This is a genomic window from Pseudomonas sp. NFACC37-1 (assembly GCF_900101575.1).
Taxonomy (GTDB): domain Bacteria; phylum Pseudomonadota; class Gammaproteobacteria; order Pseudomonadales; family Pseudomonadaceae; genus Aquipseudomonas; species Aquipseudomonas fluorescens_AA.
In genome coordinates, this window is record NZ_FMUZ01000005.1 from 280,668 (window position 1) to 301,254 (window position 20,587).

The window sequence follows — 20,587 nt, forward strand, 5'->3', positions numbered from 1 at the left end:
CCTGTTGGTTATTCACTCGAGGCTCAACTGTCTGGGGAAAGATCGCAGCCTCGCTTCGCTCGACAGCTCCTACGCAAAGCGAGTCAGCAATCCGTCAGACGCAGGAATATCGCAGCCAATGCTTCAATGCCAGCTTGATCATGCTCGGTAAAACGCGCCAGTTTCGGACTGTCCAGGTCAAGCACGCCGATCAGGCGCCCGCCCTTGACCAGCGGTACCACCAGTTCACTGTTCGACGCGCTGTCGCAAGCGATGTGCCCGGCGAAGGCATGGACATCTTCGACGCGCTGGGTCTGCCGGGTCGCTGCGGCCGTGCCACACACGCCACGGCCAAAGGGAATCCGCACACAGGCGATCTGGCCCTGGAACGGTCCCAGGACCAGTTCTTCGTTGCGATTGAGGTAGAAGCCGGCCCAGTTCAGGTCGTCCAGCTGACTGGACAGGAAGGCCGAGAACTGCGCGGCGTTGGCGATGAAGTCACGCTCATCGGCCAGCAAGGATTCCAACTGTGCCGATAACAAGTCGTAGCCATCGAGGCCAGCACCGGTGCCCTTCAAATCGATCATGCCTTGTGCTCCAACAATTTCAGGCCTACCCAATAACGGGCAAACTGATAAGCGCAACGTCCGTTGCGGTTGCCGCGACCGGTGGCCCAGCGCACCGCCAGCACATCCAGCGCTTCGTCGCGCTGCCAGGCCAGCCCGGCCTTGGCCGCCAGTTCGCCGATCCAGTGCTCCACGACGTTGAGGAAATGCTCCTGGGTAAACGGATAGAACGACAGCCACAAGCCAAAGCGGTCGGACAAGGCGATCTTGTCCTCCACCGCTTCGCTGGGGTGAAGTTCGCCGTCGACCCGTTTCCAATTCTCGTTGTCGCTCTCCTTTTCCGGCACCAGGTGGCGACGGTTGGAGGTGGCATACAGCAGCACGTTGTCCGGCGCCTGCTCCAAGGAGCCATCCAACACACTCTTGAGCACGCGGTAATCGCCTTCGCCGGACTCGAACGACAAGTCATCGCAGAACAACACGAAGCGCTGCGGCAGTTTCGCTACCTGCTCGACCACCCGAGGCAGATCGGCCAGGTGATCGCGTTCGATCTCGATCAACCGCAGGCCATGGGGGGCATGCTCGGCCAGCAGGGCACGCACCAGGGACGACTTGCCGGTACCACGCGAGCCCCAGAGCAAAGCATGGTTGGCGGGCATGCCATCGATGAACTGCCGGGTGTTGCGGCCCAGCTGTTCGACCTGGCGATCCACGCCGATCAGGTCCGACAGGCGCATGTCGAGGCTGACTTGCAGCGGCAACAGGTAGCCACTGCGCCCGTCACGCTGCCAGCGGGCGGCCAGGGTCTGGGTCCAATCGATGGCGGGCCGGGGCGCGGGCAACAAAGGCTCGATCCGGGCCAGCACGGCATCGGCACGCTCAAGAAAAGCATTCAATCGCGAGTCCACGTCTTTTCCTCGGACAGGTTCACAGTAATGATGGCGCTCCAACAACGAAACGCCTTATCCAATGGCGGGTCTACTTCACACAATACACACCGGCCGCACCGGAGTTCAGAGATGATCAGCTATGCTTGACCGGCGAAGGGAAACGTAAGTGGTTCATCACTCAATGGACATCAGATTCACCCAACGGCTTTCCTATAAGCAGGCCCGCCTGACCGTCCTGGTAGGCTTCGTGTTGGGCACCTTGCTCAGCCTGATGCAGATCGGCATCGATTATGCCAGCGAAGACGCGTCGATCAACCGTGAAATCCTGTCGCTGCTGGAAATCAGCCACAACCCGGCCTCACGCATCGCCTACAACATCGACGCCGAACTCGCCCAGGAACTGGCCATGGGCCTGTTGCGCTCACCGGCCATCATCGGCGCCGAGCTGATCGACAACAACAATACCGTGCTGGCCAGCGTCAAGCGGCCCGAGCTGCAAAGCAGCTACCGGTTCATCAGCGACTTCCTGTTCGGTGCCCAGCGCCAGTTCGAGGACCGGCTCTATCTGGACCACTTGCCCAGCGAATCCCTGGGCATGCTGCGACTGGACGTCGACACCTATGCCTTCGGCAGTCGTTTCCTGCGCCGCGCCGAGGTCACTTTGCTCAACGGCTTCGCCCGCAGCCTGATCCTGACCGGCCTGCTGCTGGCACTGTTCTACGTGATGCTGACCAAGCCCCTGGTGCGGGTCATCCGTGAATTGAGCAGCCGAGACCCGAGCAGCAACGAACAGAACCGCCTGGAATGCCCTTCCGGCCACCAGTCCGATGAAATCGGCGTGCTGGTGTCCGTCGCCAACCAGCAGTTCGAAAATATCTCCATGGAAATCCAACAGCGGCGCACCGCCGAAAATCGCCTCACCGAGTACCTGGCGCAACTGGAAAACATCGTCTCGGCACGCACCGCCGAACTCAAGGCCATCAACGCCCGCCTCAGCCAGTCCAACGAAGAGCTGGAGGTGGCCCGGCGCACGGCCCTGGATATGGCCGAAGCCCGCTCCGTGTTCCTCGCCAACATGAGCCACGAGATCCGCACGCCGCTCAACGGCCTGCTGGGAATGATCGCCCTGTCCCTGGACGGCCCCCTGACGGCCGAGCAACAGCAACAGCTCTCGATCGCCCATGACTCGGGCAAGGTCTTGGTCGAGTTGCTCAACGACATCCTCGACCTGTCGAAATTCGACGCTGGGCAACTGGAGCTCGAACGCATCCCGTTCGACCTCGGCGCCCTGGTGGAGGATACCGCCAACCTGCTCTCCCAGAACGCGGCCCCCAGTGTCGAGCTGGCCTGCCTGATCGATCCCCGGTTCCCGGCGCAGGTGCTCGGCGACCCGACCCGGGTACGCCAGATCGTCAGCAACCTGCTGTCCAACGCGCTGAAGTTCACACGCTTCGGCCGGGTCGACGTGAAGTTGAGCCATTACGAAGGCGGCGTGCGAATCGAAGTCTGCGACACCGGTATCGGCATTCCCCAGGAAGCCCAGGCGAGAATCCTGCAGCCGTTCACCCAGGCCGGCGCCGGGATTACCCGCCAGTTTGGCGGCACCGGGTTGGGCCTGGCACTGACCTACAACCTCTGCGAAGCCATGCAGGGCCGACTGACGATCAGTTCCGAAGCCGGCTTCGGCAGCCAGTTCTGCGCAGACCTGCCCCTGCCCTGCCATCTGCCTGCAACTCCGGTCGAACCGTTGCGCGGCAACGTCGTCGCCATCACCGCCAGCAGCAGCGGCCTGGCCGAGTTGCTGGGCATGTTGTTGCCGGGGTGGGGCCTGGATTATGTGCAGCGCTCCATCGATGACGGGCTGCTGGGACTCAAGCCTGACATGCTGATCACCGACTGCCCGGAATGCCTGTTCAACCTGCGGCCGACCTTTGACGCACCTATACTGCTGGTGACCGCCTATGGCAGTTTCATGCCCGGCGAAGAGGCCGCCGCCCTCGCCCCGCTGATACAACAGGCCCGACCGCTGGCGCGCCATGCGCTGTACCAGATTGTGCGACGCTCCATGCAAAGCGAGGCGACCACCATCAACGACGCACAGATCGAAACCCCGACGCCATCCAAGCGTGGACGGGTGCTGCTGGTGGAGGACAATCCGGTCAACCAACTGGTGGCCAAGGGCATGCTGGTGAAACTGGGCTGCGAGGTCACCGTCGCGGCCCACGGCGTCGAAGCCCTGGATCAACTGGAACAGCAGGTGTTCGACCTGGTGTTGATGGACTGCAACATGCCAGTGATGGACGGTTACGAAGCCAGCCGGCAGATTCGCCGCAGCGGGCGTTGGTCGGACCTGCCGATCGTTGCGCTGACAGCCAACGCGATGCCCGAAGAACGCGAGCGCTGCCGGGCCTCTGGCATGAATGATTACCTGTCCAAGCCGTTCCGCCGCGAAGAGCTGGCAGCCGTACTGGACCAGTGGGTGCGCACTACATCAGCGCTTTGATCTGGCCCAGCAGATGATCGAGACCTTCTCGCAACGCGCCCAGGCGGTCCAGATCGACCCCGCTGTCGCATAACAGGCGCGCCTTGAGCGGGCCGACCTGTTCGCGCAAAGCCCGTCCCGCAGCCGACAGGCTCAAGTGTACCTCCCGCTCGTCCCGGGCCGAACGCTGGCGTTGAACCAGGTCCAATTGCTCCAGGCGCTTGAGCAGCGGCGTCAGTGTGCCGGAATCCAACAGCAAACGTTCACCCAGGGCCTTGACCGTCGGCTGTGGCGGTGCCGTGTCCTGCCATTCCCACAACACCAGCATCGCCAAGTATTGCGGATAGGTCAGGCCAAGCTGATCGAGCATTGGCTTGTAGCCACGGATCACCGCACGTGAAGCAGCGTACAGCTTGAAGCACAACTGGCTGTCGAGCTTCAGCGAATCGGCTGACAAGTCATTCATTTGAGCAGTGCTTCGATCTCGCCGGTCAGGTCCTGGGGCTTGGTGGTCGGGGCAAACCGCTTGACCACCTGACCGTCCTTGCCGATCAGGAACTTGGTGAAATTCCACTTGATGCCTTTGGACCCCAGCACGCCGGGTGCACGCTGTTTGAGCTGGACGAACAGCGGATGGGCGTTGGCGCCGTTGACTTCGACTTTCTTGAACAGCGGAAAGCTCACGCCGAAGTTCAGTTCGCAGAACTCGGTGATCGCCCCTTCATTGCCCGGCTCCTGCTTGCCGAACTGATTGCAGGGAAAGCCCAGAACCACCAAGCCCTGGTCCTTGTAGGTCTGCCACAACGTTTCAAGTCCCTTGTATTGCGGGGTGAACCCGCACTGGCTGGCCGTGTTGACCACCAGCACAGCCTTGCCGGCGAAGTCGGCGAGGGTCTTTTGCTCCCCCTTGATGGTGGTGCACGGGATGCTCAGCAGGTTGTCGCTCATGGCAAGGCTCCGGTTAAAGGTTGGAGGCTGAAGATAGCGATCAATTGAATTGTGTGCAATTTAATTATAGAGATCGGTATGGGCATCGCTAATGCTGCAGCCGAACAGACCTGTGGCGAGGGGATTTATCCCCGCTGGGTTGCGCAGCGACCCCAAAAGGCTGAATGCGATCAACCTGGGACACCGAAGTTACCGTTCTTGGGGCTGCTGCGCAGCCCAGCGGGGATAAATCCCCTCGCCACAAGGGCGGCGGCCAATTTAATCGCGGGGCACGAGATCCAGACACACCGAGTTGATGCAGTACCGCAACCCCGTGGGCGGCGGGCCGTCGGGGAAGACGTGGCCCAGGTGGGCATCGCATTTGGCGCAGACCACCTCGGTACGAATCATGCCGTGGCTGACGTCCCGCACCTCCACCACCGCGCTGCCTTCGATCGGCGCGTAGAAACTCGGCCAGCCACAGCCCGAATCGAATTTGGTCTGCGAATCGAACAACGGCTCGTTGCAGCAGATGCAGTGATACACACCGTCGGTCTTGGTGGCGTTGTATTTGCCGGAGAAGGGCCGCTCGGTGCCCTTCAACCGACAAACGTTGTACTGCTCCGGATCGAGCATGGCGCGCCATTCCTCAAGGGTTTTTTCCAACTTTTCCATCGTCCTACCTCGGCAATTGAAAAAGCCCGATCCGACGCTTTTCCGCAGATCGGGCGGCACGTATGATTGCGCCTCGTCAGACGCCAGTCTGGCAGTCACGTCATGCGCATTCAAACGGATTGTGGCGCCTATACCGCGTCAGGCCTGGGCACAGACGCAGGATTCCCAGTTACGGTAGTTCATACGCCGCCTGGATCGTTCATTTTCGGGAACACATCGCCATGCAGGTCAGCAAATCGAACAAGCTCGCCAACGTCTGCTACGACATTCGCGGCCCGGTGCTCAAGCACGCCAAGCGCCTGGAAGAGGAAGGTCATCGCATCCTCAAGCTGAACATCGGCAACCCGGCCCCCTTTGGTTTCGAAGCGCCCGATGAAATCCTCCAGGACGTCATCCGCAACCTGCCGACCGCCCAGGGCTACAGTGACTCCAAGGGCCTGTTCAGTGCGCGCAAGGCCGTGATGCAGTATTACCAGCAGAAGCAGGTCGAAGGGATCGGCATCGAGGACATCTACCTGGGCAATGGCGTGTCCGAGTTGATCGTGATGTCGATGCAGGCCCTGCTCAACAACGGTGACGAAGTGCTGGTGCCGGCACCGGACTATCCGTTGTGGACCGCCGCGGTGAGCCTGTCCGGCGGCAACCCGGTGCATTACCTGTGCGACGAACAGGCCAACTGGTTTCCCGACCTGGCGGACATCAAGGCCAAGATCACGCCCAATACCAAGGCACTGGTGATCATCAACCCGAACAACCCGACCGGCGCCGTGTATTCCCGGGAAGTACTGCTGGGCATGCTGGAGCTGGCCCGCCAGCACAACCTGGTGGTGTTCTCCGACGAGATCTACGACAAGATCCTCTACGACGACGCCGTGCACGTGTGCACCGCTTCCCTGGCGCCGGACCTGCTGTGCCTGACCTTCAACGGCCTGTCCAAGTCCTATCGGGTCGCCGGTTTCCGCTCCGGCTGGATCGCCATCTCCGGGCCCAAGCACCATGCCCAGAGCTACATCGAAGGCATCGATATGCTGGCCAACATGCGCCTGTGTGCCAACGTGCCGAGCCAGCATGCGATCCAGACGGCGCTGGGCGGCTACCAAAGCATCAACGACCTGGTCCTGCCCCAGGGCCGGCTGCTGGAACAGCGCAATCGCACTTGGGAATTGCTCAACGACATTCCCGGCGTCAGTTGTGTCAAGCCGATGGGCGCGCTGTATGCCTTCCCACGGATCGACCCGAAGGTCTGCCCGATCCACAACGATGAAAAGTTCGTCCTCGACCTGCTGCTGTCCGAGAAGCTGCTGGTGGTCCAGGGGACGGCGTTCAACTGGCCATGGCCGGACCATTTCCGCGTCGTGACCCTGCCGCGGGTCGATGACCTCGACCAGGCCATTGGCCGGATCGGCAACTTCCTCAAGTCCTACCGTCAATAAGCCGGGCAGCGTGCGAGGCATCCTCACCTCGCACGCTGTTTGATTCAGCAACATATCCGTTCCGCCGACTCCGTCGGGCCTTCTACACTGGGGATTGAATGGTCAACATGCATCTGGGCTCAACGTTCACGGGGGGCAGGCAGCGCATTTCTTTTCCCTGGTCACTTTCAGAAAAGTCTTTCAAACATTTAGGACGCCTGTAGGACACAGTTTGAAATAGTCGGCGAGTTGAATAGCCTGCGGCAGCACCTTATATACCCCGCATAACGCTACATCTTTAGCATGAGGAGATTTTCACAACCATGATGCGCATCCTGCTGTTCTTGGCCACTAACCTGGCGGTCGTGCTGATTGCCAGCATCACCCTGAGCCTCTTTGGCTTCAACGGGTTCATGGCGGCCAATGGGGTTGACCTCAACCTCAATCAGCTGCTGATCTTCTGTGCGGTGTTCGGTTTCGCCGGTTCCCTGTTCTCGCTGTTCATCTCCAAGTGGATGGCGAAGATGAGCACCGGCACCCAGATCATCAGCCAGCCGCGCACGCGTCACGAACAATGGCTGCTGCAGACCGTCGAGCAGTTGTCCCGCGAAGCCGGTATCAAGATGCCTGAAGTCGGTATCTTTCCGGCCTACGAGGCCAACGCCTTCGCCACCGGCTGGAACAAGAACGACGCCCTGGTCGCCGTCAGCCAGGGTCTGCTCGAGCGGTTCTCGCCCGATGAGGTCAAGGCCGTACTGGCCCACGAGATCGGCCACGTCGCCAACGGCGACATGGTGACCCTGGCGTTGATCCAGGGCGTGGTGAACACCTTCGTGATGTTCTTCGCCCGGATCATCGGTAATTTCGTCGACAAGGTGATCTTCAAGAACGAAGAAGGCCAGGGTATCGCCTACTACGTGGCGACGATCTTCGCCGAGCTGGTACTGGGCATCCTCGCCAGCGCCATCGTCATGTGGTTCTCGCGCAAACGCGAGTTCCGCGCCGACGACGCCGGTGCACGCCTGGCCGGCACCAGCGCCATGATCGGCGCCCTGCAACGCCTGCGCGCCGAGCAAGGCCTGCCGGTGCACATGCCCGATACCCTGAATGCCTTTGGTATCAACGGTGGCATCAAGCAGGGCCTGGCACGCATGTTCATGAGCCACCCGCCGCTGGAAGAGCGTATCGACGCACTGCGTCGTCGCGGCTGACAGGTTCGAGCGTCAAGAAAAGCCCGCAGAGATGCGGGCTTTTTTTATCTGCAGGTTTATGCGCTGTCAGGTCTGGCGTCATCGCGAGCAAGCTCGCTCCCACAGGAATCTTCGGTGGACGCAGACTCTTTATTCACTGCCGATCAACTGTGGGAGCGAGCTTGCTCGCGATGGCGCCGGCATAGACGCACAGCATCAACGACTGGAAATCCGATACACCCGCTCATCCAGCCGCGTCACCCCAGCCTGCAAGAACTTCCAGCTTTCACCCAACACGTCCTGCTCCTGCAAGACCTCCAGCCGCCAGACATCCCCCAGCAGCCGCTGCACCTCATCATTTCCCACGGAGAAAGGCGGGCCAGGCATTTCATCCTGGTTGTAATCCAGGGTAATCAACAACCCGACGCCGTTGGACAAGATCCTTTGCAGATGAGCCGCGTACCGTTCCCGCATCGGCGCCGGCAAGGCGATCAACGCCGCGCGGTCGTACAACGCCGTGCAATCGGCCACATCCTCCCGGTCCAGGGCAAAGAAGTCACCGCAGCGAATCTCGATATCAGCCGCACGAAAGACCTTGAATACGCCCTCCTCGCTCACGCGAGGCTCAAGCTGATGCTCAAGGAAAAAATCGGTTGCGGCTTTTTCCGACAATTCCACGCCCAACACCGAATACCCCTGATGGGCAAGCCACAGCAGATCCAGGCTTTTGCCACACAACGGCACCAGCACTCGACTGCCCCGCGCCAACCCCAGCTGCGGCCAGAAATGTTGCAGGTAGGGGTTCACCTCCGGCAAATGAAAACCGATCTGGTTCGATGACCAGCGCTTGTGCCAAAACTCGGGCTCCATGATTCGCTCCAAAAATTCGATCAAAACGCGCTAAAACTTATATTAGATTTAGATCATAGACCTGACGGAAGATGAGCCCATCTTAACGCTCAGGAGTCCGTTCATGCTGCCCAGCCTGTTTATCTCCCATGGCTCACCGATGCTCGCCCTGGAACCCGGCGCCAGCGGCCCGGCACTGGCTCGCCTGGCCGGTCAGTTGCCCAAGCCCAAGGCCATTGTCATCGTGTCCGCCCATTGGGAAAGCAATGAACTGCTGGTCAGCGCCAATCCGCAGCCGCGCACCTGGCACGACTTCGGCGGCTTTCCACCGGCACTGTATGAAGTACAGTACCCCGCGCCTGGCGATCCGCGACTGGCGACGCAGGTCGCGAACATGCTCAACGCCGCACACTTGCCAGCTCGCCTCGACCCTCAACGGCCGTCCGACCATGGCGTCTGGGTGCCATTGTCGTTGATGTACCCTGAGGCCGACATTCCGGTGGTGCAGGTTTCCCTGCCCAGCCATCAGGGACCGATGTTGCAGACACAGGTCGGCCAGGCCCTGGCGAGCCTGCGCCAAGAGGGCGTCTTGCTGATCGGCTCCGGCAGCATCACCCATAACCTGCGCGATCTGGACTGGAACGCCGGCCCTGACAGCATCGAACCCTGGGCCAAGGCCTTTCGCGATTGGATGGTCGAGCAACTGGCGGCCGACGACGAGCCCGCGCTGCACGATTACCGCCGCCAAGCACCCAACGCGGTGCGCAGCCACCCCAGCGATGAACACTTGCTGCCGCTGTATTTTGCCCGGGGTGCCGGTGGGACATTCAGCGTTGCCCATGCGGGGTTCACGATGGGAGCGCTGGGGATGGACATTTATCGGTTCGATTGACCGATGGACCGCGTCGCTTCGATCGCGAGCAAGCCCGCTCCCACAGGGTTTGTGAGCACCGTAAGTCCAATGTGGGAGCGGGCTTGCTCGCGAATGGGACAACCCCGGCCAACCTGATGCCCCCCACCAACAGGCAAAAAAAATCCCCGAACCAGTCGGGGATTTTTTATGTTCGATCAATCAGCCCAAGAGCCGATCAATCCTCGCGGTAGCGACGCAGCTTGAGCTGCTTGCCAGCGACGCGGGTATCTTTCAGCTTGGTCAGCAACTTCTCCAAACCATCTTCCGGCAGCTCGACCAGGCTGAAGCTGTCACGCACCTGGATGCGGCCGATCGCTTCGCGGGCCAGACCGCCTTCGTTGAGGATGGCACCCAGCAGGTTCTTGGCGGCGATGCCGTCACGGGCACCCAGCGCAGTACGGCAGCGCGCACGACCTTCGGCCAGCGGAATCGGTGCACGACGCTCGCGATCACCACGGTCCGGACGATCACCGGTACGCTCGGGACGATCGCCACGCGGTGCGCTGTTCGGCACCAGAGGACGTTCCTTCTCGATTGCAGCCAGGGTCAGCGCCTGGCCATTGGTGGCCTTGCGCAGCAGAGCAGCGGCCAGGGCACGCGGGGTGCAACCGATGTCGGCGGTCAGGCGATCAAGCAGATCACCGTGGGTCGATTCGGCGTCAGCCACGAGGGGCGACAGGCTGTTGGTCAGTTTCTTGATGCGGGCATCGAGAACGGCCTGGGCGTCCGGCAGGCGAACTTCAGCCACCTTCTGGCCAGTCACACGCTCGATCACTTGCAGCATGCGGCGCTCACGGGGAGTGACCAGCAGCAGCGCGCGGCCTTCGCGACCGGCACGGCCGGTACGGCCGATACGGTGAACGTAGGATTCCGGATCGTACGGCATGTCCACGTTGAACACGTGGGTGATGCGCGGAACATCCAGGCCACGGGCAGCGACGTCAGTCGCCACAACGATGTCCAGGCGGCCATCCTTGAGGGAGTCGATCACGCGCTCACGCTGGTTCTGGGCGATGTCACCGTTCAGCGCGGCGGCTTTGTAGCCTTTGGCTTCCAGGGCGCTGGCCAGGTCCAGGGTCGCTTGCTTGGTGCGCACGAACATGATCAGGGCGTCGAAGTCTTCCACTTCCAGCAAGCTGAGAACGGCGGAAGTCTTCTGGTCGGCGTGAACCAGCAGGTGAGCTTGTTCGATCGCGGTGACGGTCTGAGTCTTGGTCTGGATCTTCACGTGTTGCGGATCGCGCAGGTGGCGCTCGGCAATGGCACGGATCGATTGCGGCAGGGTGGCCGAGAACAATACAGTCTGGCGGGTCGCCGGCAGAGCCTTGAAGATGACTTCCAGGTCATCCATGAAGCCCAGCTTGAGCATCTCGTCGGCTTCGTCGAGAACCAGGTGGTTCACGGTAGCCAGGACTTTTTCGTCACGACGCAGGTGGTCGCACAGACGACCCGGAGTGGCGACAACGATCTGCGCGCCATTACGGATAGCTTTCAGTTGTGGGCCCATCGGGGCGCCGCCGTAAACGGCCACAACGGTAACGCCAGGCATTTGCTTGGAGTAGGTTTCGAAAGCGGTGGCTACTTGCAGCGCCAACTCACGAGTTGGCGCCAGGATCAGGGCTTGCGGTTCGCGCTTGGCAGGATCGATGCGATGCAGGATCGGCAGGGCGAACGCAGCGGTTTTACCCGTACCGGTTTGCGCCTGGCCAATCATGTCGTGGCCGGCCATGATGATCGGGATCGATTGCTGCTGAATCGCCGAAGGTTCTTCGTAGCCGGTCGCGGTGACGGCAGCAAGAATGTTCGGGTTGAGATTAAAAGCGGCGAAGCCGCCGGTTTCCTGGGTCATGGGTCTGCCTCTAAGTGCATCCGCAAAGACCCATGCTCCAAAGCTGCGCATGCCGTGTTGAGACTCAAGAGTCGCCCTGGCTGCTTTGTCGGCGGGGATTTGCGAAAACGAATGAATGGAAAAAGAACGTCGTGGAAGCATCCGTTGTGCGGACATGCAACCGAAGCTGACTTCGGAGAATTGCGCTACCTTGACGCGGCCCGGCTAAAGGCCGGCGCGCACTATACCGGAATTTGCCCGAAAAGGGAGCTTTTTTTATTGCCAAACCCCGTTATGGGGCTCGCCGCCAGAAGGCCTTGGGGCCGCCAGCTAAAACGGTTCACCTCCCGACGACACAAACTTCATTGTGGCGAGGGGATTTATCCCCGCTGGGCTGCGCAGCGGCCCTATCGAGGTTCAGTCATTCGCAAATGCCTCAGATAAGTCGGGGGGCCGCTTCGCAGCCCGACGGGGATAAATCCCCTCGCCACAGGATCTTCGTCGTGCCCTGGGTTTGTGTCATGTCGCCGGGCGAATGGCCTTGATCAACGACTGCAACGAATAGCCCAGCCGCGGCGCCAGCCCTTCGGCCCTGGCGACCAGTCCTTGCATGTCCAGCTCCTGATCGAGGTCCGCCGGCACAATCAGGATCACATTGCCCTCCTTCACCGGCAGCTCCCAATAATGCCGGTGGTACAAACCGCGCAAGAGCGCCGCGCCCAATGGCTTGCCGTCGTCGGTGGCCCATTGGTTGATCACCAGCCAACCGCCCGGGTTGAGGCGTTTCTGGCAGTTTTCCAGGAACCCCCAGGCCAGGTGCCCGACGCCTGGGCCGACATCGGTATAGAGGTCGACGAAAATCAGGTCTGCCGGCTCCGCCGTTTCAAGCAGTTGCAAGGCATCGCCAACGCGGATGTACAGTCGCGGATCGTCGTCCAGCCCCAGGTATTCGATGGCCAGGCGCGGCACGTCGGGACGCAGCTCGATGGCCTCGACGTCTTCCAGTGGCAGGAACTTGAGGCAGGCCTGGGTCAGCGTACCGGCACCCAGCCCCAGGAACAGCGCGCTTTCCGGCTGCTCGTGACACAACGCACCGATGAGCATGGCGCGGGTGTAGTCATATTCGAGCCAGCTCGGATCGGCTGTGAACACGCAGCTTTGCTCGATGGCATCGCCAAACTCCAGAAACCGGTAATCGGCCACTTCGAATACGCGAATCATGCCGAACTCGTCGTGCACCTCGGCGAGCAAATGCTCGACGCGCTCCTCTGTCATTTCATCTCCTGATGGTTACCGTGCCGGCATGAGCCTGCGGATACGGGACAAGGGCGCGATTGTCCGCGAAGCAAGCGGAACAGGTCACGTGCTAATTTGCTGATAACATGGCCGTCCGAGCGTAAATCACCTAGAGATCATGATGAGCCAACCCTGGAGCCCTGACAGCTGGCGCGCCCTGCCGATCCAGCAACAACCCCGTTACCCCGACGCCGCGCACCTGTCGCAGGTGGAGCAGACCCTGGCCAGTTATCCGCCCTTGGTGTTTGCCGGTGAAGCCCGGGAGTTGCGCCGTCAGTTCGCCGAAGTGACCCAGGGCCGGGCGTTCCTGCTGCAAGGCGGCGACTGCGCCGAGAGTTTTGCCGAGTTCTCCGCGGCAAAGATTCGCGATACCTTCAAGGTGTTGCTGCAAATGGCGATCGTCATGACTTTTGCCGCCGGCTGTCCGGTGGTCAAGGTCGGGCGCATGGCCGGGCAGTTCGCCAAGCCGCGTTCGGCCAATGATGAAACCATCGATGGCGTGACCCTGCCGGCCTACCGGGGCGACATCGTCAACGGCATCGGCTTCGACGAAAAAAGCCGCGTCCCGGACCCGGAGCGGCTGTTGCAGTCCTACCACCAGTCCACCGCCACCTTGAACCTGCTGCGGGCCTTCGCCCAGGGCGGATTCGCCGACCTGCACCAGGTGCACAAGTGGAACCTGGATTTCATCGCCAATTCGGCCCTGGCGGAAAAATACAGCCACCTGGCCGACCGCATCGACGAAACCCTGGCGTTCATGCGTGCCTGCGGCATGGACAGCTCGCCGCAGTTGCGCGAAACCAGTTTCTTCACCGCCCACGAAGCGCTGCTGCTCAATTACGAAGAGGCCTTCGTGCGCCGCGACAGCCTGACCAACGACTATTACGACTGCTCGGCCCACATGCTCTGGATCGGCGACCGCACCCGTCAACTGGACGGTGCCCATGTCGAATTCCTGCGCGGTGTGAACAACCCGATCGGGGTCAAGGTCGGCCCGACCATGGACCCGGACGACCTGATCCGCCTGATCGACGTGCTCAACCCGGACAACGACCCTGGCCGGCTGAACCTGATCGCCCGGATGGGCGCCAACAAGGTCGGCGAACACTTGCCGCCGCTGTTGCGCGCCGTGCAACGTGAAGGCAAGCAGGTGCTGTGGAGCTCCGACCCGATGCACGGCAACACCATCAAGGCCAGCAGCGGCTACAAGACCCGGGACTTCGCGCAGATCCTCGGTGAAGTGAAGCAGTTCTTCCAGGCCCACGAAGCCGAAGGCACCTATGCCGGCGGGATTCACATCGAAATGACCGGGCAAAACGTCACCGAATGCATCGGCGGCGCACGACCGATTACCGAGGACGGGCTGTCAGACCGCTACCACACCCATTGCGACCCGCGTATGAACGCCGATCAGTCGCTGGAGCTGGCGTTCCTGATTGCGGAGACGTTGAAGCAGGTTCGGCGGTAGGTTCTTCTTCGCCGGTTAGACGGCTATCGCGAGCAAGCTCGCTCCCACAAGGGGTCCCGGGTGACCACAGGTTTGGTGTTCACAACAGATCCAATGTGGGAGCGAGCTTGCTCGCGATAGGGCCTGCTCAGTCACCACCGAACTGAGCCAACGCCACCGCCAACCGCACCCCACCCACCCGCTGGCAGTTAAGCTGGACCTGCTCCAACCCCAGCCAATCGGCCATGCGCCGCAGGTTAACCGCCAAGGCCTGCACGCCCTCCTCGTCCAGCCCCGGCTCTTCCTCGTGCACCGCATGCACCGCCAACCGGCCCAGGGCTCGCTCCGCCCGCAGGTCCACCCGAGCCGCGATACGTTCATTGTGCAAGAACGGCAACACGTAATAGCCGTACATCCGCTTGTGGACAGGGGTGTAGATCTCCAGCCGATAGCGGAAATCGAACAGTCGCTCGGTACGGCCACGCTCCCAGACCAGCGAATCGAACGGCGACAACAAGGCACTGGCCGCGACTTTGCGAGGGATTTTCGCCGCGGGTCGGCACCAGGCTGGTTGCTTCCAGCCTTGCACCTCACAGCGCAACAGTTCGCCGGCCTCTTCCAACTCGGCCAGTCGCCCGCGGCTGTCGGCCGGCCCCAGACGAAAGTAGTCGCGCAGGTCCTTCTCGGTAGCGACGCCCAAGGCCTCGGCGGTATGCAGCAACAAGGCGCGCTGGGCCTGGGCCTCGTCCGGCTGGGGCTGTTGCAGGACCGAGGCCGGGAACACCCGCTCCGGCAAGTCGTAGAGCCGCTCGAACCCACGCCGCCCCGCCACGGTGACTTCGCCCGCCGCGAATAGCCATTCCAGTGCATGTTTCTCTGCGCTCCAGTCCCACCACGGCCCGGCCTTGTCCTGGCGCGTGGATAAGCTGCCGGCGCCCAGGGCGCCCTGCTCCTGGACCGACGCCAGGACGCGACGGATGACATCCTGGCGTTCATGACCGAAACGCGCCAATTGCTGGTAGATGCCCTCGCCACGGGACGCCCGATCCATGCGCCAGCGCATCAGTGGATACATGGACATCGGTAGCAGCGACGCTTCATGGCCCCAATATTCGAACAGCGTACGACGTCGGCCCTGGCTCCAGGCGGCTTGATCGAGCAAATCGCGAGGGTAGTGACCGAGGCGGGAGAACAACGGGAGATAATGCGAGCGCACCAGCGCATTGACGGAGTCGATCTGCAGGACGCCGAGGCGTTCGATCAGACGGTTGAGGCGCGAGGGTTGCACCGGAGCTGGCGACGACCGCCCATCGAATCCTTGGGCGGCCAACGCCAGACGCCGGGCCTGTTTGAGGGTAAAGGACACAGTCGCGGGCATGGAGATCTCCTTGTCTGCTCGCAACCTACCTCACCAATAAGGGGTTTGTGTAGGAAAGGATGGCTCATTTGTGCATTGGGTCATCCCAGAATGGCCGAACCACTTCCTGCTCCACATCGGCACGACTCACGCCGATGTCCTTGAGCGCCTCGTCGCTCATTCCGGCCAGCAGTTCGCGTTCGTGGTGCAATTCGTACCAGCGGCTAAACTTGTGCAGCAAGGCGCTGATGGAAAAGCCGTGGGAGAGTTTGTCTATCAGTAGATAACCTTTTTGACCTTTCATCGTGATGTCCTCCGTTGGGGATGGCTCAAGTCTCGCGCTAACGCTAAGATCAATCCAACGAATGTTTCTTATGCAATACATCTCGGAGATTGATCAATTGTCGAGTTACCCGAGCATCGATACGGAAGTGCTGCGTACCTTTGTCGCCATCGCCGACCAGGGCGGTTTCACTCGCGCCGGGGAATTGGTCAATCGCACCCAGTCTGCCGTCAGCATGCAGATGAAACGGCTGGAAGAAGACGTCTTGCAGCGACGGCTGTTCGAGCGCGACGGGCGTCAGGTCAAGCTCACCGCCGAAGGCCAGGTGCTGCTGGGTTACGCCCGGCGGATCCTCAAGCTGCACAGCGAGGTGTTCAACACCCTGCGCGAACCGCACATGGTCGGCACGGTGCGCATCGGCACGCCGGACGATTACGTGATGCGCTTCCTGCCGGGCATCCTGCAACGCTTCGCCCAGTTCTATCCCCTGATCGAAATCGAAGTGCACTGCGAGTCGTCCAAGCAGTTGCTGCTGCGCCAGGACCTGGACCTGTCCATCGTCACCCGTAAACCGGGGGACGAAATCGGCCAGTTGCTGCGCAAGGAGCGTTTTGTCTGGGCCGAAGCCGCCTGCTTCAACGTCCATGAACAAACACCGCTGCCGCTGGCAATGTTCAACAGCGATTGTTTCTGCCGGCAATGGGCCTGCAATGCGCTGGATGCCATGGGCCGTGATTATCGCGTGGCGTACAACAGCTCGAGCCTGTCGGCGCTCATGGCGGTGGTGGGCGCCGGCCTGGCAATCACGGCGCAACTGGAAAGCCTGCTGACCCCGGACATGCGCGTACTGGGCGAGGCCGAAGACCTGCCGGAACTGCCCGAGGCCAGCATCATGCTGATCCGCAACCTGCATAACCCGTCGCCGATCACCGAGTGCCTGGCCGAACACATCGTCGAAGGTTTCAAACTTTAAAGGCGAGCAACACCGCGCACAGCACCAGGAAACCGCAGAACAGCCCGCGCAACAGCCGCTCCGGCAAGGCGTGGGCGACTTTCACTCCCCAACTGATGCTCAGCAAGCCACCGACGGCCAGCGGCAGGCCGATGCTCCAGTCCACTTCGTGGTGGAACGCATACGTGGCGAGGGTCACGCCGGTGCTGGGCAAGGCCAGCGCCAGGGACAAGCCTTGGGCAACCACCTGGCTGGTGCCAAAAATGCTGGTCAGGATCGGGGTGGCGACAACGGCCCCGCCGACACCGAACAGACCGCCCATGGTGCCGGATGCAGCGCCCAGCACGCCGAGCCATGGCCAGCCATAACGCATTTGCGCCGAAGCAGGTGCGGTAGTGACAAACATGCGGACCAGGTTGTAGAGCGTCAGCGCGATCAGGAACGCCACGAAGCCGATCCGCATGCTATCGGCATCGATCCCCACGGCCCAGATCGAGCCAAGCCAGGCAAAGCAGAACCCCATGGAAGCCAACGGCAGGACATGACGCAATTCGATGCGATTGCGCTGGTGGTAACGCCACAGCGCAAGCATGACATTGGGCACCACCATGACCAGCGCCGTCCCTTGGGCCAGTTGCTGGTCGAGGCCGAACCAGACGCCCAGCACCGGAATGGCAATCAGGCCGCCACCGATCCCGAACAATCCCCCCAAGGTGCCCAACACGGCACCAAACACCAAGAACAGTGCAAATTCGAACACAGAAGACTCCCCTTTTCCTCAGGCGCATATCCTACGCAGTCGGCGCCAGCGGGGAAACGTAACATCCATCCGAAATGTCAGAATTATCTGGCGCATTAAAGATTCGCCCGCTAGATTCGTAAGCATCATTGATTGAAGGTTTTGCCATGAATACCCTGCGCGACACCCCCGAAGCCTGCGAAGCCCTGTTGCTCGACAACCAGGTCTGTTTCGCCCTGCACTCCACATCGCTGCTGATGACCAAGGTCTATAAGCCGCTGCTACAGGCCCTGGGCCTGACCTATCCGCAATACCTGGCGATGATGGTGCTGTGGGAACAGGACGGACTGACCGTCGGTGAAATCAGCACACGCCTGCTTACCGACCCCGGCTCGCTGACCCCCTTGCTCAAGCGCCTGGAGGCCGAAGGCCTGTTGAGCCGCACCCGCAGCCGGGAGGACGAACGGGTGGTCATTGTCGAACTCACCGAACAGGGCCGTGCCCTGCGGGAAAAAGCCCTCGACATCCCCCAATGCATCCTCGCCGCCAGCGGCCAGACCCTGGAACAGTTGAAGAAGCTGCAACATGACCTGCAAGCGCTACGCGGGCATTTGCAAGACAGCCTCTGACTCCCCCTGTGGGAGCGGGCTTGCTCGCGAAGACGCCGGTACATCCGATCCCCCCGCCAACTGAACCACCGCTTTCGCGAGCAAGCTCGCTCCCACATTGAAGTTGCGGCGCTCCCCTCTGTGGGAGCGAGCTTGCTCGCGATAGCGGCCTCCCTGCCTACCAGCTAAAAAATTTTTAACACCAACAAACCCCTCTAACTCAAGGGTTACAAGCCATTTCAGCTTGAATTTTCATACCCTTCTCAAAAATTTATATTGCGCACAAAATATTAGCGCTATACATTCTCTTCACACCTACTTAGCGCGCAAACATTTAGCGCAGACAAGGCAACCCAGAAACGAGGCTCCCATCATGCAAACGCTCTACACCGCAATCGCAACTTCCACTGGCGGCCGTGACGGTCGTGCGATTTCCAGTGACAACGTCCTCGACGTCAAACTCGCTACGCCCAAGGAACTCGGCGGTGCGGGCGGTGCGGCGACCAACCCTGAGCAATTGTTCGCCGCCGGCTACTCGGCCTGCTTCATCGGCGCCCTGAAATTCGTGGCCAGCCAGAACAAACGCAAGATCCCGGACGACGCCTCGATTACCGCCCACGTCGGCATCGGCCAGATCCCCGGCGGTTTCGGCCTCGACATCGACCTGCACATCAGCCTGCCAGGGCTGGACCAGGCCGACGCGCAAAGCCTGGTGGACGCGGCTCACCACGTCTGCCCGTACTCCAACGCCACCCGCGGCAACGTGGATGTGCGCCTGCACGTGACCGTCTGACCACCAACCCTGGACCCGAACTCAAGGAGATGCACATGAACACATTCAGCAAAGCCCTGACCGGCACCCTTCTCGCCCTCAGCGTCAGCAGTGCCTTCGCCGACGGCATCGTCGAACACAACACCCAAGCGTTTCTCGACGTGCTCAATGCCGGCACCGGCAAGCCACTGGAGCAGCTGTCGCCCAAGGACGCCCGCGCCGTCCTGGTGGGTGCCCAGGCGGGGGTAAAGTTGACCTTGCCCAAGGCCGACGTCAGCGAGAAAACCATCCAGGTCGATGGCCAGCCGATCAGCCTGACCATCGTTCGCCCCGCCGGGGTCAAGGGTGAGTTGCCGGTGTTCATGTTCTTCCATGGCGGTGGCTGGGTACTGGGCGACTTCCCGACCCACGAGCGACTGGTCCGGGATCTGGTGGCGGGGTCCGGTGCCGTCGCGGTGTTCGTCAACTACACGCCTTCACCCGAGGCGCATTACCCGGTGGCGATCAACCAGGCTTACGCCGCGACGAAATGGGTGGCCGAGCACGGCAAGCAAATCAACGTCGATGGCAAGCGCCTGGCCGTGGTGGGCAACAGCGTCGGCGGCAACATGGCGGCGGTCGTGGCCTTGATGGCGAAGGACAAAGGCACGCCGGCGATCCGTTTCCAGGCATTGCTGTGGCCGGTGACCGATGCCAGCTTCGAGACGGCGTCCTACAACCAGTTCGCCGAAGGGCACTTCCTCAGTAAAAACATGATGAAGTGGTTCTGGGACAACTACACCACCGATGCCGGGCAACGCGGCGAGATCTATGCCTCGCCGCTACGGGCCAGCACCGCGCAACTCAAGGGCCTGCCGCCAGCGCTGGTGCAGACCGCCGAGGCCGATGTCTTGCGCGATGAAGGCGAAGCCTATGCCCGCAAACTGGACGCGGCCGGTGTGCCCGTCACGGCCGTGCGCTACAACGGCATGATCCACGACTATGGCTTGCTCAACGTGGTCAGCCAGGTGCCAGCGGTGCGTTCAGCGATGTTGCAGGTGTCCGAAGAGCTCAAGCAGCACCTGAAGTGATGATGGAACCAGGAGAAGCCACGGGATCTGGTATTCAGTCCTGAAATAAAAAAGGTTCTTCACGGAATCCCGGGAAACACAGAAACAAGAACGCCGATTTGATTGATGATGTTCGTGCGAGCAAACACATCTAACAAACCGGCGTTCTTATGCGCGATATTAATACTTTCCTTCCTTTTTGGGAGGGCTTTTCTGTCGTTACGATCAAGCCTGATGGCGACGCGCTTCAGATCGACCTGATTCCCCATCCCACCCGATTCCCATCCTGCGGCGGGTGCCAGAAAACCTGTTCAAGCACTCATGAGTATTGCGAGCGTACCGTTCGTGACTTGCCGATTCTCGGTCGTGCGGT

At 61.3% G+C, this 20,587-nt stretch carries 20 protein-coding genes and 1 pseudogene; 10 read left to right on the forward strand and 11 right to left on the reverse strand.

Features of this window, described 5'->3' with window-relative positions:
- Positions 1-83: 83 nt before the first annotated feature.
- A complete protein-coding gene (locus BLP82_RS09075) occupies positions 84-566 on the reverse strand; it encodes a GAF domain-containing protein (protein WP_092166824.1) in 483 nt (160 codons plus the stop codon).
- The gene (locus BLP82_RS09080) at positions 563-1,453 is read right to left on the reverse strand and encodes an ATP-binding protein (RefSeq protein ID WP_058543216.1); all 891 of its coding nucleotides are present in this window, start codon (positions 1,451-1,453) and stop codon (positions 563-565) included. Before BLP82_RS09080 ends, BLP82_RS09075 begins: the two co-directional genes overlap by 4 nt.
- 163 nt (positions 1,454-1,616) lie before the next feature.
- On the opposite strand from BLP82_RS09080, the gene BLP82_RS09085 reads away from it, so the two are divergent.
- Positions 1,617-3,938, forward strand: coding sequence for a hybrid sensor histidine kinase/response regulator (locus tag BLP82_RS09085; protein ID WP_092166826.1), 2,322 nt, complete (start codon positions 1,617-1,619; stop codon positions 3,936-3,938).
- On the opposite strand, the gene BLP82_RS09090 is transcribed toward BLP82_RS09085, so the two are convergent.
- The 3 genes from BLP82_RS09090 to msrB form a co-directional block, all read right to left on the reverse strand.
- Complete coding sequence (locus BLP82_RS09090; RefSeq protein WP_092166828.1) at positions 3,922-4,383, reverse strand: MarR family winged helix-turn-helix transcriptional regulator; 462 nt, start codon at positions 4,381-4,383, stop codon at positions 3,922-3,924. The two genes, BLP82_RS09085 and BLP82_RS09090, sit on opposite strands and share 17 nt — an antisense overlap.
- The gene (locus tag BLP82_RS09095) at positions 4,380-4,865 is read right to left on the reverse strand and encodes a glutathione peroxidase (RefSeq protein ID WP_092166831.1); all 486 of its coding nucleotides are present in this window, start codon (positions 4,863-4,865) and stop codon (positions 4,380-4,382) included. Before BLP82_RS09095 ends, BLP82_RS09090 begins: the two co-directional genes overlap by 4 nt.
- Positions 4,866-5,123: 258 nt before the next feature.
- Positions 5,124-5,519, reverse strand: a complete 396-nt coding sequence (gene msrB / locus BLP82_RS09100; RefSeq protein ID WP_060738535.1) for a peptide-methionine (R)-S-oxide reductase MsrB — start codon at positions 5,517-5,519, stop codon at positions 5,124-5,126.
- 221 nt (positions 5,520-5,740) lie between these two features.
- Here msrB and BLP82_RS09105 point away from each other — a divergent pair, with 221 nt between their 5' ends.
- Both BLP82_RS09105 and htpX read left to right on the forward strand, forming a co-directional pair.
- Positions 5,741-6,952 (forward strand): pyridoxal phosphate-dependent aminotransferase, encoded by a 1,212-nt coding sequence (locus BLP82_RS09105; protein ID WP_018603142.1) that lies wholly within the window; start codon positions 5,741-5,743, stop codon positions 6,950-6,952.
- 302 nt (positions 6,953-7,254) lie between these two features.
- Entirely contained in the window at positions 7,255-8,142 is an 888-nt protein-coding gene (gene htpX, locus BLP82_RS09110) for a protease HtpX (protein ID WP_003183732.1), read from the forward strand.
- A gap of 195 nt (positions 8,143-8,337) precedes the next feature.
- Here htpX and BLP82_RS09115 read toward each other — a convergent pair whose 3' ends face one another.
- Positions 8,338-8,991, reverse strand: coding sequence for a thiopurine S-methyltransferase (locus BLP82_RS09115; protein ID WP_092166833.1), 654 nt, complete (start codon positions 8,989-8,991; stop codon positions 8,338-8,340).
- A gap of 103 nt (positions 8,992-9,094) precedes the next feature.
- Between BLP82_RS09115 and BLP82_RS09120 the strand changes: the two genes are divergently transcribed.
- Positions 9,095-9,862, forward strand: coding sequence for a DODA-type extradiol aromatic ring-opening family dioxygenase (locus tag BLP82_RS09120; RefSeq protein WP_092166836.1), 768 nt, complete (start codon positions 9,095-9,097; stop codon positions 9,860-9,862).
- A gap of 196 nt (positions 9,863-10,058) precedes the next feature.
- Here the strand turns inward: BLP82_RS09120 and BLP82_RS09125 are convergent, their stop codons facing one another.
- Both BLP82_RS09125 and BLP82_RS09135 read right to left on the reverse strand, forming a co-directional pair.
- A complete protein-coding gene (locus BLP82_RS09125; protein ID WP_072408331.1) occupies positions 10,059-11,732 on the reverse strand; it encodes a DEAD/DEAH box helicase in 1,674 nt (557 codons plus the stop codon).
- A gap of 498 nt (positions 11,733-12,230) precedes the next feature.
- The gene (locus tag BLP82_RS09135) at positions 12,231-12,986 is read right to left on the reverse strand and encodes a spermidine synthase (protein WP_092166839.1); all 756 of its coding nucleotides are present in this window, start codon (positions 12,984-12,986) and stop codon (positions 12,231-12,233) included.
- 142 nt (positions 12,987-13,128) lie between these two features.
- On the opposite strand from BLP82_RS09135, the gene BLP82_RS09140 reads away from it, so the two are divergent.
- Positions 13,129-14,475 carry a class II 3-deoxy-7-phosphoheptulonate synthase gene (locus BLP82_RS09140; RefSeq protein ID WP_092166842.1) on the forward strand — a complete coding sequence of 449 codons (1,347 nt, stop codon included), beginning with the start codon at positions 13,129-13,131 and terminating at the stop codon, positions 14,473-14,475.
- A gap of 127 nt (positions 14,476-14,602) precedes the next feature.
- On the opposite strand, the gene BLP82_RS09145 is transcribed toward BLP82_RS09140, so the two are convergent.
- Entirely contained in the window at positions 14,603-15,832 is a 1,230-nt protein-coding gene (locus tag BLP82_RS09145; RefSeq protein ID WP_092166845.1) for a winged helix-turn-helix domain-containing protein, read from the reverse strand.
- Between the two features lie 64 nt (positions 15,833-15,896).
- Positions 15,897-16,115: a DUF1127 domain-containing protein gene (locus BLP82_RS09150; protein WP_053120494.1), complete on the reverse strand. Its 219-nt coding sequence runs from the start codon at positions 16,113-16,115 to the stop codon at positions 15,897-15,899.
- A 97-nt stretch (positions 16,116-16,212) separates the two neighbouring features.
- On the opposite strand from BLP82_RS09150, the gene BLP82_RS09155 reads away from it, so the two are divergent.
- Positions 16,213-17,067, forward strand: a complete 855-nt coding sequence (locus tag BLP82_RS09155) for a LysR substrate-binding domain-containing protein (protein ID WP_027912697.1) — start codon at positions 16,213-16,215, stop codon at positions 17,065-17,067.
- Here BLP82_RS09155 and BLP82_RS09160 read toward each other — a convergent pair.
- Positions 17,057-17,806: a sulfite exporter TauE/SafE family protein gene (locus BLP82_RS09160; protein WP_092166847.1), complete on the reverse strand. Its 750-nt coding sequence runs from the start codon at positions 17,804-17,806 to the stop codon at positions 17,057-17,059. The two genes, BLP82_RS09155 and BLP82_RS09160, sit on opposite strands and share 11 nt — an antisense overlap.
- Positions 17,807-17,952: 146 nt before the next feature.
- On the opposite strand from BLP82_RS09160, the gene BLP82_RS09165 reads away from it, so the two are divergent.
- The 4 genes and pseudogenes from BLP82_RS09165 to BLP82_RS31375 all read left to right on the forward strand — a co-directional run.
- Positions 17,953-18,414 (forward strand): MarR family winged helix-turn-helix transcriptional regulator, encoded by a 462-nt coding sequence (locus tag BLP82_RS09165; RefSeq protein ID WP_092166850.1) that lies wholly within the window; start codon positions 17,953-17,955, stop codon positions 18,412-18,414.
- Positions 18,415-18,766: 352 nt separating this feature from the next.
- Positions 18,767-19,186: an organic hydroperoxide resistance protein gene (locus BLP82_RS09170; protein ID WP_092166853.1), complete on the forward strand. Its 420-nt coding sequence runs from the start codon at positions 18,767-18,769 to the stop codon at positions 19,184-19,186.
- Between the two features lie 35 nt (positions 19,187-19,221).
- Positions 19,222-20,235 (forward strand): alpha/beta hydrolase, encoded by a 1,014-nt coding sequence (locus tag BLP82_RS09175; RefSeq protein ID WP_092166855.1) that lies wholly within the window; start codon positions 19,222-19,224, stop codon positions 20,233-20,235.
- A gap of 149 nt (positions 20,236-20,384) precedes the next feature.
- Positions 20,385-20,587, forward strand: a pseudogene (locus BLP82_RS31375) (ISL3 family transposase); the annotation flags it as partial.

Excerpts from the sequence above, each read along its gene's own strand:
- BLP82_RS09075 (WP_092166824.1), bottom strand. The coding sequence starts at position 566 with ATGATCGATTTGAAGGGCACCGGTGCTGGCCTCGATGGCTACGACTTG.
- BLP82_RS09085 (WP_092166826.1), top strand. The coding sequence starts at position 1,617 with ATGGACATCAGATTCACCCAACGGCTTTCCTATAAGCAGGCCCGCCTG.
- BLP82_RS09090 (WP_092166828.1), bottom strand. The coding sequence starts at position 4,383 with ATGAATGACTTGTCAGCCGATTCGCTGAAGCTCGACAGCCAGTTGTGC.
- BLP82_RS09095 (WP_092166831.1), bottom strand. The coding sequence starts at position 4,865 with ATGAGCGACAACCTGCTGAGCATCCCGTGCACCACCATCAAGGGGGAG.
- msrB (WP_060738535.1), bottom strand. The coding sequence starts at position 5,519 with ATGGAAAAGTTGGAAAAAACCCTTGAGGAATGGCGCGCCATGCTCGAT.
- BLP82_RS09105 (WP_018603142.1), top strand. The coding sequence starts at position 5,741 with ATGCAGGTCAGCAAATCGAACAAGCTCGCCAACGTCTGCTACGACATT.
- htpX (WP_003183732.1), top strand. The coding sequence starts at position 7,255 with ATGATGCGCATCCTGCTGTTCTTGGCCACTAACCTGGCGGTCGTGCTG.
- BLP82_RS09115 (WP_092166833.1), bottom strand. The coding sequence starts at position 8,991 with ATGGAGCCCGAGTTTTGGCACAAGCGCTGGTCATCGAACCAGATCGGT.
- BLP82_RS09120 (WP_092166836.1), top strand. The coding sequence starts at position 9,095 with ATGCTGCCCAGCCTGTTTATCTCCCATGGCTCACCGATGCTCGCCCTG.
- BLP82_RS09125 (WP_072408331.1), bottom strand. The coding sequence starts at position 11,732 with ATGACCCAGGAAACCGGCGGCTTCGCCGCTTTTAATCTCAACCCGAAC.
- BLP82_RS09135 (WP_092166839.1), bottom strand. The coding sequence starts at position 12,986 with ATGACAGAGGAGCGCGTCGAGCATTTGCTCGCCGAGGTGCACGACGAG.
- BLP82_RS09140 (WP_092166842.1), top strand. The coding sequence starts at position 13,129 with ATGAGCCAACCCTGGAGCCCTGACAGCTGGCGCGCCCTGCCGATCCAG.
- BLP82_RS09145 (WP_092166845.1), bottom strand. The coding sequence starts at position 15,832 with ATGCCCGCGACTGTGTCCTTTACCCTCAAACAGGCCCGGCGTCTGGCG.
- BLP82_RS09150 (WP_053120494.1), bottom strand. The coding sequence starts at position 16,115 with ATGAAAGGTCAAAAAGGTTATCTACTGATAGACAAACTCTCCCACGGC.
- BLP82_RS09165 (WP_092166850.1), top strand. The coding sequence starts at position 17,953 with ATGAATACCCTGCGCGACACCCCCGAAGCCTGCGAAGCCCTGTTGCTC.
- BLP82_RS09170 (WP_092166853.1), top strand. The coding sequence starts at position 18,767 with ATGCAAACGCTCTACACCGCAATCGCAACTTCCACTGGCGGCCGTGAC.
- BLP82_RS09175 (WP_092166855.1), top strand. The coding sequence starts at position 19,222 with ATGAACACATTCAGCAAAGCCCTGACCGGCACCCTTCTCGCCCTCAGC.